The sequence below is a fragment of the Actinoplanes sp. NPDC020271 genome, from assembly GCF_044388125.1.
Classification (GTDB): domain Bacteria; phylum Actinomycetota; class Actinomycetes; order Mycobacteriales; family Micromonosporaceae; genus Actinoplanes.
Genome location: NZ_JBIRWQ010000015.1, coordinates 156,599 through 168,129, shown reverse-complemented (window position 1 = coordinate 168,129; position 11,531 = coordinate 156,599). Strand labels below are relative to the sequence as shown.

Below are 11,531 nucleotides of genomic sequence, written 5' to 3'. Positions count from 1 at the left end.
ACTTGCGAACGAATCATCGCCTTCAGCCGACAACTCATGGCGACGCCGCAGCGAAGCGGAGATGGCGCCATGAGCACGGCCCTGCCCGGCCTCGACCCGCACGTGGTGCTGGTCTTTCTCCTGCAGGCGTCCCTGCTCCTGGGCGTCGCGTTCGCGCTCGGGCGGCTCGCCGAACGACTCGGCCTGCCCGCGCTCGTCGGTGAGTTGCTGACCGGTGTGATCCTGGGCCCGTCGCTGCTGGGCACGCTCACCCCCGGACTGCTCTCCTTCGTACTGCCGGCCGACGCGGAACCGATCCACCTGATCGACGCGGTCGGGCAGTTCGGCGTGCTGCTGCTGGTCGGCGTGACCGGCATCCAGCTCGACGGGCGGCTGCTGCGCCGACGCGGCGCAACCGGACTCCGGGTCAGCCTGTCCGGCCCGCTGCTGCCGCTCGCGCTCGGCATCGGCGCCGGATTCCTGGTACCCGCCGTGCTGACCATCGCGACGTACCCGGTGGTCGTGCTGATCGCGGTGGTGACCGCGGTGACGGGGCCGCCGATCCTGCGACTGGCCATGTCCCGGCTGGAACAGACGCCGGACGAGGCGCAGCGGGAACTCGTACTCGCCGGAGGTGCCCGATGACCGTCGTCTCCACCGCCACCACCGGCGCCGCACTCCTCGCCGGATACCGGCCAGGGGTATCCTCGCTGTTCGCCTCGCCCCGGGGCACGCTGCTCGCCGAGGGCGTCTACTTCGCGGTGCCGCCGTCCGGGCGGGCCGACGGGCACGCCGACCTGCCCCGCCGGGTCGACGCCGTCCTCGGGGTGGCCGAAGCGGCCGGGCACGAGGTCCAGGCCGTGGTCGGGGCCGTCCCGTTCGCGCCGGGAGCCGACGCCCGCCTCATCGTTCCGCAACGCCTGCGCCGGGGCAGCGCGCCGGTAGCGACTCCGGGCCGGCCGTCGCCGTTCGGCCTGGGCGCGCTGCACCCGGTGCCGTCGCCGGACGGGTACCGCGACGCGGTGGCGCGGGCGGTCACCGAGATCCGCGACGGGCGGTACACGAAGGTGGTGCTCGCACGTTCGCTGCACGCCGAGGTGTCCGGTTTTGATCCGGCGCCCGTGGTGCGGGCGCTGGCCGGGCGGGACCCGGGTGGTTACACGTTCGCCGTCGACCTCGGGGCCGGGCGGACGCTGTTCGGGGCGAGCCCGGAACTGCTCGTCGCGCGGCACGGGCGCACCGTCACCGCCAACCCCCTGGCCGGGTCCGCGGCGCGCAGCGCCGATCCGGTGGAGGACCGCCGCCGGGCCGCGACGCTGCTGGCGTCGGCCAAGGACCGGCACGAGCACGCGTTCGTCAGCGAGCAGGTGGCGGGGGTGCTGCGGCGTTACTGCAGCTCGCTGGGCGTGCCGGCGGAGCCGTCGCTGGTCGCGACCGCCACCATGTGGCATCTGTCGACGGTCATCAGCGGGGAGATCGCCGACCCGGCGGTGTCGGCGCTGGAACTGGCGACCGCACTGCATCCGACGCCGGCCGTGTGCGGGACACCGACTCCGGCCGCGCGGGAGGCGATCGGGCGGCTGGAGGCGTTCGACCGGGGGTTCTACACCGGGATGGTCGGGTGGGTGGACGCGGCCGGGGACGGGGAGTGGGCGGTCACCATTCGCTGCGCCACCGCGGGGCCGACCGGGATCGACATCTATGCGGGGGCGGGGGTCGTGGCCGACTCCGATCCGGGGGCGGAACTTGCCGAGACGACGGCCAAGCTGGGCACGCTGCTCGGTGCGCTGGGAGTGGAGAACGCCGATGTGGCCTGACGACTTCGCCGAGCGGTACCGGAAGCTGGGCTACTGGACCGGCCAGACCCTCTTCGAGCTGCTGTCCGACTCGGATCGGATCGCCGTGGGCGGGCTCAGCTATCGGCAGCTCCGGGACCGGTCGCTGCGGCTCGCCGCCGGTCTGCACCGTCGCGGGGTACGGCGCGGGGACCGTGTCGTCGTCCAACTGCCGAACGTCACCGAGTACTTCGAGGTGATCTTCGCGCTGTTCCGGCTCGGGGCGCTGCCGGTGTTCGCCCTCCCGGCGCACCGCAGCTCGGAGATCGGTTACTTCTGCGCGCACACGTCGGCGGTGGCCTTCGTCACCGAGCACGCTGATCTTGCCTCGGCGGCGGGCGACGCCCGCGTGATCCTGATCGGTGAGCTGGCCGCGGTGGACGGCGACCCGTCCGGCCTGCCGCCCGGCCCGGAGTCGTCCGACGTTGCTTTTCTGCAACTGTCCGGGGGCAGCACCGGACTGCCGAAACTGATCCCGCGCACCCACGACGACTACCTCTACAGCGTCCGGGAGAGCGCCGGCATCTGCGGTCTCACCCCGGACAGCGTCTACCTGGCCGTGCTGCCGGTCGCGCACAACTTCACCATGTCGTCGCCCGGGGTCCTCGGCGTCTTCCACGCCGGTGGCCGGGTGGTGCTCGCCCCGCGGCCCGACCCGGCGACCGTGTTCCCGCTGATCGAGCGAGAACGGGTCACGATCACCGCGGTCGTCCCGCCGCTGGCCCACCTGTGGCTCGACGGTGCAAGCCTGGCCGGTGACCTGTCCAGCCTGGAGGTGCTGCAGGTCGGCGGGGCCAAACTCGCCGACGCCGTCGCCGGACGGGTGCGGCCGGTGCTGGGCTGTCAGTTGCAGCAGGTCTTCGGGATGGCGGAGGGCCTGGTCAACTACACGCGACTGGACGACCCGGACGACGTGGTGCTGCACACGCAGGGCCGGCCGATCTCTCCCGACGACGAGGTGCTGATCGTCGACGACGACGACCAGCCCGTGCCGGACGGGACGGTCGGGCATCTGCTGACCCGGGGGCCGTACACCATCCGCGGTTATTGGAACGCGGAGGAACACAACCGGGCCGCGTTCACCGGTGAAGGTTTTTACCGCACCGGTGACCTGGTGCGACGCCGGCCCGACGGCTACCTGGTCGTCGAGGGCCGGGCCAAGGACCAGATCAACCGCGGTGGCGAGAAGATCGCCGCCGAGGAGGTCGAGAACCACCTGCTCACCCACCCGGCCGTGCACGACGTCGCGGTCGTCGCGGTGCCCGACCCCTACCTCGGCGAACGCACCTGCGCGTTCGTCGTCGCCCGCGACGGGACGCCCGCCCCGAAGCTGTCCGAGGTACGCACCTACCTGCGCGAGCGCGGCCTGGCCGCCTACAAGATCCCGGACCGGATCCGGGTGCTCGACGCGTTCCCCGTCACCGGCGTCGGCAAGGTCAGCCGGCGTGCACTGCGCGCGGCGTTGCGTGCCACCGCGAGCTGAACCCATGGAGGCCACCAACATGCAGGACAACGACGTGTACGACCTGGTCGGCATCGGTTTCGGGCCCTCCAACCTGGCCCTGGCCATCGCGGTCGGCGAGCACAACAGCCGCTGCGCGCCCGGCGAGCGGCTGCGCGCGGTCTTCCTCGAGAAGCAGGACGAGTTCGGCTGGCACCGGGGCATGCTGTTCGAGGACGCCACCATGCAGGTGTCGTTCCTCAAGGACCTCGTCACCATGCGGAACCCGGCAAGCGACTTCAGCTTCGTGTCGTACCTGCACGCGCACGGGCGGCTCGCCGACTTCATCAACTACAAGAGCATGTATCCGCTGCGTGTGGAGTTCCACGACTACCTGCGGTGGGCTGCCGGGCGGATGAAGGACCACGTGCACTACGGCCATGCGGTGACCGACGTGGTGCCGGTCGAGGACGGGACTCTTCTCGACGTGACGGCGGGCGCGCGGACGTTCCGTACGCGCAATGTCTCGGTTGCCGTCGGCCTCGAGTCGAGCCTTCCACCCGGCGTCGAGCCCGCCGAACGGGTCTGGCACAACCTGGACATCCTGCACCGGGCGGCCTCGTTCGACGTCGCCGAGCCACGGCGTTTCATCGTCGTCGGGGCCGGGCAGAGCGCCGCCGAGTCGGTGTCGTTCCTGCACGAGCGGTACCCGAGCGCCGAGGTGTGCTCGGTCTTCTTCCGTTATGGCTACAGCCCCGCCGACGACAGCAACTTCGTCAACGGGATCTTCGACCCGGGCGCCGTGGACCTGTACTTCGACGCGCCCGACGACGTGAAGCGGATGCTGTTCGACTACCACCGCAGCACCAACTACTCCGTCGTCGACCGGGACCTCATCGAAGATCTGTACCGCCGGGCGTACCGGGAGAAGGTGCTCGGCCGCGAACGGCTCCGCATGCTCAACGCCTCACAGGTCACCGGCGTGCAGGCGCGACCCGACGGGGTCACCGCGATCGTCGAGCACCTGCCGACCGGCGAGCGGACGCCGCTCGAGGCCGACGCGATCGTCTACGCCACCGGGTACCGGCCGGTCGACGTCACGCGGCTGCTCGGCACCGCCGGCGCGCACTGCGAACGCGACGACCAGAACCTGCTGCGGGTCGAGCGGGACTACCGCGTGGTGACCGACCCTGATCTGCGGGCGGGCATCTATCTGCAGGGCGGGACCGAACACGCCCACGGGATCACGTCGACGCTGCTGTCGGCGGTGGCGGTCCGCTCCGGTGAGATCGTCGCCTCCCTCGCCGCGGTCCCGGCGCTGCGTCCACTGGCCATGATCGGCGACCGCTGACCCGGACGTAGGCTCGGCCGATGGCATCCGCGCGCACGCTCGCCGAGCGTCAGAAATGCAGGATTTGGACGTACGACGTGAGCACCGATGTCTCGACGCCGGTGCACACCAGCTCGTCCGTGCTGTTCGAGGCGCCGAACTGGTCCGCGGACGGTGACCTGATCGTCAACGGGGACGGGCTGCTGTGGCGGCTGCCCGTCCAGCCGGGCGCGGTGCCGGTCCGGATCCCGATCGACGGGGTGCCCGGGCTCAACAACGACCACGTGCTCGGCCCCGGTGACACGATCTTCGTGTCCGCGGACGACGGGCACCTCTACGAGGCGTCGCTGCACGGTGGAGTGGCACGGCGGGTGACGCACGAGGACCGGATGCACTTCCTGCACGGGGTGAGCCCGGACGGAGCGACGCTCGCCTACGTCGGGATCGAAGAACAGCGGTGGGACACCGGGAACCTGTGGACGATCGGGGCCGGGGGCGGGACGTCGACCCGGCTGACGTTCCCCGGCGGCCCCGACGACGGGCCGGAGTACACGCCGGACGGCTCGTGGATCTACTTCAACACGGAGCGCTTCACCTCCTCGGCGCAGATTGCCCGGATCCGTCCGGACGGCTCGAGCCTGGAGCAGCTGACCTTCGACGAGCGGGTCAACTGGTTCCCGCACTTCTCGCCGGACGGGCAGCTCGCCGTCTACCTCAGCTATCCGCCCGGCACCCAGGGACATCCGGCCGATCTGCCCGTCGAGCTGCGGCTCGTCACCGGTGGTGACTGGCAGGCGGCGCGGACCGTGGTGGCGCCGGCCGGCGGCCAGGGGACGATCAACGTCAACAGCTGGGCTCCCGATTCGCGCCGTTTCGCCTATGTCGACTATCCGTTCGAAACGGTGGCGTAGATCGGAGCGCGGCCGGAGAGAATCGGCTCGACATCGGTCTTTCACCGGGGAGTCGCAACGTGGAAATCACCGGCATCTTCACCGCGATCGTCATCGGCCTGATCATCGGCGCGCTCGGCCGGCTGGTCGTCCCCGGCAAACAGCGCATCCCGATCTGGCTGACCATCCTCATCGGCGTGGTCGCGGCCCTGATCGGCACGTTCATCGCCGCGGCCATCGGCGTCGACGACACCGACGGCATCGACTGGATCGAGCTGATCCTCCAGATCGGCCTCGCCGCCCTCGGCGTGGCCCTCGCCGCCGGCGCCCGAGCCCGTCGCTGATCCGGCGCCGAGCCCGACGCTGATCCGGCGCCCGGGCCCGTCGCTGACCCGGCGCCGAGCCCGACGCTGATCCGGCGCCGAGCCCGACGCTGATCCGGCGCCGCCCGGCGGCCCGGGCCGGAGCGGGCCTCGCGTCGAGTTTCGACGCGCTTCGAGAAGTGCCCTTCGAGGAAAAGCGCTCCGAGTAGAAGCGCGCCGGGTCGAGGCGCCGCCGAGCCGGAGGGCCGGAGCGCCGCTGGACCGTAGGGCCGCCGGACCGGAGCGCCGCCGGGTCGGGGCGGTCCGGTCCGGGGGCGCTGCCGGGGCGGCGCTGCTGATGGTCGGGTGCTGTCGGGGTCAGGCTCGGGCGGGCTGGCGCAGGGCTTCGGCGGGGGACTCCGAGGCCGGTGACGGCGTGGTGGACCGGGTGCGGTCGATGAAGAGGAGGACCAGCGCGCCGCCGACCGCGAAGATGACCGCGCCCAGGACGTAGCTGATCTTGTAGGCGTTCTCGGTCGGCAGCTCGATCGTTCCCACCCGGTGGGTCTGACCGGCGAGAATCGTGATGACCAGGGCGCTGCCGATGGTCCCGCCGATCGTGCGCATGATTGAGTTGATCGAGTTGGCGATGCCGGTGTCGTGCGGGTCGACGTGCTGGACCAGCAGGGCCGGCATCGACGCGTAGGCCATGGCGATCGCGCAGCTCGCGACCACGAACCCGGCGATCACCGCGCCCTTGCTGTCGTGCAGGAACGCCAGCGACGCGGTGGCGAGCGCGGCGATGCCGCAGGCCAGGGCGAGCACCGGGCGCGGGCCGATGCGGCCGACGAGCCGGCCGGCGATCGGGCCGACGACGATGCTGGCCGCCGCGCCCGGCAGCAGGTAGATCACGCTGGTCTGCAGGACCGTGGCGGTGAAGCCGAAGCCGGTGAACGCCCGCGGGCTCTGCACGAAGTAGCTGGTGGCGAGCTGCAGCGCGAACATCGCGAAGCCGACCGCCATCGCCGCCAGGTTGGTGACCAGGATCGGCCGGTGGCTGAGCAGCTGGACCGAGACGAGCGGCGCGGCCATCCGGCGTTCCAGCAGCAGGAAGCCGACCAGGATGAGCACGGCGGCGGCGAAGAGCGCGATCACGCGGGTCGAGGTCCAGCCCCAGGTGTGTCCCTGCGAGATGGGCAGCAGCAGGCTGACCAGGCCGACGGAGAGCACCACCGCGCCGATCAGGTCGACCTTGCCGCCGGCGCCGGCGCGCCGGGGCAGGGTCAGCGACAGCGCCAGAGCGATCGCGCTGACGGCCACGCACAGCCAGAACACCCGGCGGTAGTCGGCGTCGTGCTGGGTGAGCAGTCCGGCCGCGACCAGCGCGACACCGCCGCCGACGCCGAGCGTGGAGGCGACCACCGCCATGCTGTTGGTGAGCTTGGCGGCCGGCAGCTCATGGCGCAGCAGGCTGATGCCGAGCGGGAACAGGCCGAAGCTGGTGCCCTGCAGGATCCGGGCGGCGATGAGCCAGCCGATGTCGTGCACGGTCGCGGCCAGGATGCTGCCGAGCAGGGTGACGGCGAGGGTGGCGACGAAGACGGGCTTGATGCCGAGCACGTGCCCGAGCCGGCCGAGCAGCGGGGTGCAGGCCGAGGCGGCGAGCAGGGTCGCGGTGGTCACCCACCCGACGGTGGTGGCGTCGACGCCGAGCTGCTGCGCGATCTGCGGCAGGACCGGCACCGGCACGGACTGGATCAGGGAGAGCAGGAAGCTGCCGGCGGCGGCTGCGAGGAGCAGCAGAGCCGGACGTACGGGGCGTGTCACCTGCGACATGCTAGACACGAAAGTTGACGTACCGTCGATTTTTTCCGTCAAGCGTCGAGTATCACACCGGTAAGGTTGGGGATCATGGGGCAGACCAGGCGCAACGGGCCTTCGAAGGGTGATCTGCGCGAGGCCGCGATCTTGGAGGCGGCGCGGGGGTTGTTCGCCGAGAAGCCGTACGACGCGGTCACCATCGACGACCTGGCCCGGGTGGCCGGGCTGTCCCGGACCGGCTTCTACTTCTACTTCCGCACGAAGGATGCCGTGCTGACCGCGCTGATGAGCCGGTTCTGGGACGAGCTCGGCGACTCGCACGTCTGGTTCGACAGCACCGGCCCGTCCCCGGAGCTGCTGCGCGAGCAACTCCGGGCGTCGGCGCGGCTGTGGCGCGAGCACGCCGGCATCCTGGCCTGCGCGCCGACCACGGGGGAGCTGCGCGAGTTCACCGGCCGGGTGAAGGCGCGCTACGACCAGCGGGCCGCCGACAAGATCCACCGCGACCAGGAGCAGGGTTCGGCGACCACCACGCTGCCGGCCCACCGGCTGGCCGAGATGATCTCCGCCATCCGGGATGCCCGTTACGAGCAGCTGGCCGCTGCGACCGACGCGGACCTGGAGGAGGCCGTCGCCGACCTCGCCCAGGCCATCGAGCGTCTCGTCTACGCCTGACCGACGGTGAACGTGAACGTGTAGGGCTTCTGGATCGGCACCCCGTCGGAGACCGCGCTGGTCACCTGCGACACCGTCGCCGTGTAGGTGCCGGCGGCCAGCGGACTGGCCGGTGTCCAGACGAGCGTGCCCGGCGTCGTCTCGGCGACCGTGCCGGAGACGCCGTTCACCACGACCGATCCGCTGTAGTCGGCGCCGGTCGGCTGGATGTCGCGCTCGAACGTCACCGTGACCGCGTTCGCCGTCGCCGCCGTGGTCACCACCAGCGGATCGCGCCAGAACTCGATCGCCCGATGGATGTCCGGCCCGGTGGTGGCCGTGTCGTCGACCAGCATCGTGTGCGTGATGCCGCCGTCGACGGTGACGCCGCGGTTGTTGGTGCCGGTGATCGAGCCCCACTCCTCGACCGTGTCCCACGTGCCCCGGGTGTATTTGTACTGCAGATCCGTCCCGTCCAGGATCGACACCGTCGCTTCCCAGAGACCATTTCCGCGGTACGTCATGGGCTGCTTGCCCGGGTCCCACGGCCCGAGCTGCGCGATGCTCCCGGGCACGTAGAGTGTCGCGTCCGGTGGCGTGCCCGGCGGGGCGAGGACCCGGAACGTCACGTCGACCGGTTTCAGTGGCACGGTCAGTCCGGCCGGGGCCGACGCCGTGGTGCCGTCCGGATTGCGGTACCCGAACCGCACCGTCACCGGCTGCGTCCGGGGCGAGGCGCCGGCGGGCGTCGCGTCGTACGTGATCGTGAAGGTCTTCCCGGGAGCAAGAGCGGCTCTCGTCGTCGGCGTGCGCGCCGTGACCACCCACCCGGCGGGGGCGTCGACCGCGGCCGTGACCTGGGTGATCGTTCCCGGCCCGCGGTTGGTCACGGTGGACACGAGCGTGCTGGTCGCCCCGGACTGCAGCCCGTCGGGCGCGACGAAGCTCGCGTCCACGGCGGGCCGCTGCCCGATGGTCAGCGCCGTCCCGTCGTGCCCGACCGTGACCGGACGTCCCGACGGCGTGGCCGGCACCACCACGGTGAGCAGGTGTTTCGCGGCGTCGTAGGTGAACGGTGCCGCCTGCCCGCCGACCGTGACGTGGTGCGGACGGGACACCCCGGCGAACGCCACGGTGTATCGGCGCGTCGCCGGCGCTCCCGGATAGGAGCCCTCGACCGGTCCGACGGTCAGCCGGTTGCCGGTGAACTGGACCGGAATGCGCGCGGACTGCCCGCTGCGATACCCGAGCCCGTCCCCCGAGTCCTCGTAGACGGTGGTCGCGCCCGAAGCGTGCGGGTAGGCGGTCAGCGTCAGCTGATCCTTGGCCTGACCGGAAACGTTCACGTCACCGGCCCGCTGCGCGAGGACCCCACCGGCCCGCACGTAGACCGGCATGTGATCCGGCGTCGCCCCGACCGTCCGGGTCGCCGGTCCGCGGAACGTCTCGCCGGTGAAGAAATCCGTCCAGGTGCCGGGCGGGAACCAGACCGCCGCCGTGGTGCTCAGCCCCGGCGTCGTCACCGGGGCGACCAGCAACGAGTCGCCCAGCATGTACTCGGTGTCGTGCTGGTAGGCCTCGCCCTGCTCCGGCCAGCTCAGGTACAGCGCCCGCGCCATCGGCAGGCCGGTGTCGTAGTTCTGCCGGGCCGCCGTGTACAGGTAGGGCACCAGCGACTCACGGAGGCGAAGAAAATCCGCGGCGGGCTTGCCGACCACGTCGTCGTACTCCCACGGCAGCCGATCGCCGTGGTCGGAGTGCAGCCGCAGGACCGGTTGGAAAGCACCGAGCTGCACCCAGCGAAGGTAAAGATCGTCGCTGAGGTGCTTCCCGGCGAAACTGCCGATGTCGTGACTGACATAGGACTGCCCGATGCTCGCGCCCTCGGCCGGCGTCATCGCCGCGGCGAACGCCAGCGTCGCGAACGTCGCCTCGGTGTCACCGGTGAAATGCACGGTGCTCCGGTGCTCGCCCCAAGGACCGGAAGAGCCGATCTGCCCGTACGCCGGGAAAGCCGCCCCGATGCGCGCGAGCGAGAACCCCCGCAGCCCGCGCGCCTCCCCGTCCCGCCGGTACAGCTCGTTCACCCAGCTGTCGGGCGTGACCCCGGCCGTGGTCACGGTGCTGTCGTCGCAGCAGTAGTCGAGCCACCACTGCCGTACGCCCTGGTCCTCGAACTGCTGGTGCAACTGCGTGAACGCGGCGGCCTGGTCGGCGTCACCCCAGTCGAACCGGTAGGGGTTCGGCGCGAAACTGCTGGCGGCCGGCTGCAGCTTGCCCTTGGCGGTGGCCTGCGCCTGCGCGAACCGGGGGTCGTCGCCGCTGATCGCCGCGTGCACGTTCAGCGTCGTGTTGACGCCCTCCGACCTGAGGTGCGCGAGGAACGTGGCCGGGTCGGGGAAGAGACTGCTGTTCCAGTTCCACCCGGCCCACTGGTTCGGCGCCTTCCAGTCGGTGTCCACGACCAGCGAGTCGAGCGGCACCCGGTTGCTCTTGAACGCCGGCAGCAGCGAGTTCTCGTAGTCGGCGGTGCTGTACGCCTGGTACTTGGAGAACCACGTGCCGAACGTCCACTCCGGCGGCAGCACCGACGGCCCGGTCAGCGTACGCAGGTCGGCCAGCGCGCGCGGGTAGTCGTGGCCGTACCCGAAGAGGTATCCGTCCTGGTAGGCGCCGGTGTGCGCGGGCCGTGCGGCGATCCAGCCGTCCGCGGTGCGCACCGCCGTCGCGGTGTCGTCGAGCAGGTACCAGCCGCGCTTGTCGAGCAGCCCGGGGTGCAGGGCCAGCTGGTCGACCGGCCCGGCCTGCCCGGCGTAGTAGTCCAGGCCGCGGTACCACCCACCGAGCGGTTCCGTGGCCGGGCCGCCGAACTCCGGATGCACGCTGACGCGACGGCCGGCCACCGTGAGGTCGAGCGTCGTGGTGGCGGCGGTGACCGGGCCGCTGTCCAGCCGATAGTGCAGGGTCACCGCGCTCGTGCGCACCCGCAGCTCACCGCGCGTGGCGGTCGCCCGGAACCAGGTGCGGGCGGGGGAGCGGTCGACGGCGTTGAACGTCGCCCGGTCCTCGAACTTCCGGTCGGCCGCGTACTCCAGGCGCAACAGCGTCGGGCTCAGGACCTGGACCCGCAGGCCACCGGCGAGCACGGTCTCACCTCGTACGTCCAGAGGGGTCTGCGCGGCCAGCGCTGTCCCCGGAAGCGTGATCAGCGTCAGCAGCAACGCGAGGAACGCGGCCACCCTCGCGGTACGAAATTCGCGGCTCGGCATGACGCCCAGC

Annotated in this window: 9 protein-coding genes; 7 read left to right on the top strand and 2 right to left on the bottom strand. The window is 71.4% G+C overall.

Features of this window, described 5'->3' with window-relative positions:
* The first annotated feature begins 69 nt into the window (after positions 1 to 69).
* Genes ACH442_RS29665 through ACH442_RS29640 form a run of 6 tightly spaced genes read left to right on the top strand, consistent with a single transcriptional unit; the run spans position 70 to position 5,819 of the window.
* Entirely contained in the window at positions 70 to 624 is a 555-nt protein-coding gene (locus ACH442_RS29665; RefSeq protein ID WP_396341398.1) for a cation:proton antiporter, read from the top strand.
* On the top strand, positions 621 to 1,796 hold the full coding sequence (locus ACH442_RS29660; protein WP_396341397.1) for an isochorismate synthase: 1,176 nt from the start codon (positions 621 to 623) through the stop codon (positions 1,794 to 1,796). The genes ACH442_RS29665 and ACH442_RS29660 overlap by 4 nt, the downstream gene beginning before the upstream one ends.
* Positions 1,786 to 3,297 (top strand): (2,3-dihydroxybenzoyl)adenylate synthase, encoded by a 1,512-nt coding sequence (locus tag ACH442_RS29655; RefSeq protein ID WP_396341396.1) that lies wholly within the window; start codon positions 1,786 to 1,788, stop codon positions 3,295 to 3,297. Before ACH442_RS29660 ends, ACH442_RS29655 begins: the two co-directional genes overlap by 11 nt.
* Before the next feature lie 4 nt (positions 3,298 to 3,301).
* Complete coding sequence (locus ACH442_RS29650) at positions 3,302 to 4,606, top strand: lysine N(6)-hydroxylase/L-ornithine N(5)-oxygenase family protein (protein WP_396341395.1); 1,305 nt, start codon at positions 3,302 to 3,304, stop codon at positions 4,604 to 4,606.
* 20 nt (positions 4,607 to 4,626) lie between these two features.
* The gene (locus tag ACH442_RS29645) at positions 4,627 to 5,496 is read left to right on the top strand and encodes a TolB family protein (RefSeq protein WP_396341394.1); all 870 of its coding nucleotides are present in this window, start codon (positions 4,627 to 4,629) and stop codon (positions 5,494 to 5,496) included.
* Between the two features lie 59 nt (positions 5,497 to 5,555).
* Positions 5,556 to 5,819 (top strand): GlsB/YeaQ/YmgE family stress response membrane protein, encoded by a 264-nt coding sequence (locus ACH442_RS29640; protein WP_396341393.1) that lies wholly within the window; start codon positions 5,556 to 5,558, stop codon positions 5,817 to 5,819.
* Positions 5,820 to 6,155: 336 nt separating this feature from the next.
* On the opposite strand, the gene ACH442_RS29635 is transcribed toward ACH442_RS29640, so the two are convergent.
* On the bottom strand, positions 6,156 to 7,604 hold the full coding sequence (locus ACH442_RS29635; RefSeq protein WP_396341392.1) for an MFS transporter: 1,449 nt from the start codon (positions 7,602 to 7,604) through the stop codon (positions 6,156 to 6,158).
* Between the two features lie 84 nt (positions 7,605 to 7,688).
* Here ACH442_RS29635 and ACH442_RS29630 point away from each other — a divergent pair, with 84 nt between their 5' ends.
* Positions 7,689 to 8,273 carry a TetR/AcrR family transcriptional regulator gene (locus ACH442_RS29630; protein ID WP_396341391.1) on the top strand — a complete coding sequence of 195 codons (585 nt, stop codon included), beginning with the start codon at positions 7,689 to 7,691 and terminating at the stop codon, positions 8,271 to 8,273.
* Here ACH442_RS29630 and ACH442_RS29625 read toward each other — a convergent pair.
* On the bottom strand, positions 8,264 to 11,521 hold the full coding sequence (locus tag ACH442_RS29625; protein ID WP_396341390.1) for a TIM-barrel domain-containing protein: 3,258 nt from the start codon (positions 11,519 to 11,521) through the stop codon (positions 8,264 to 8,266). The two genes, ACH442_RS29630 and ACH442_RS29625, sit on opposite strands and share 10 nt — an antisense overlap.
* Positions 11,522 to 11,531 lie beyond the last annotated feature (10 nt).

Coding starts and splice junctions, on each gene's coding strand:
- ACH442_RS29665 (WP_396341398.1), top strand. CDS start 70: ATGAGCACGGCCCTGCCCGGCCTCGACCCGCACGTGGTGCTGGTCTTT.
- ACH442_RS29660 (WP_396341397.1), top strand. CDS start 621: ATGACCGTCGTCTCCACCGCCACCACCGGCGCCGCACTCCTCGCCGGA.
- ACH442_RS29655 (WP_396341396.1), top strand. CDS start 1,786: ATGTGGCCTGACGACTTCGCCGAGCGGTACCGGAAGCTGGGCTACTGG.
- ACH442_RS29650 (WP_396341395.1), top strand. CDS start 3,302: ATGGAGGCCACCAACATGCAGGACAACGACGTGTACGACCTGGTCGGC.
- ACH442_RS29645 (WP_396341394.1), top strand. CDS start 4,627: ATGGCATCCGCGCGCACGCTCGCCGAGCGTCAGAAATGCAGGATTTGG.
- ACH442_RS29630 (WP_396341391.1), top strand. CDS start 7,689: ATGGGGCAGACCAGGCGCAACGGGCCTTCGAAGGGTGATCTGCGCGAG.
- ACH442_RS29625 (WP_396341390.1), bottom strand. CDS start 11,521: ATGCCGAGCCGCGAATTTCGTACCGCGAGGGTGGCCGCGTTCCTCGCG.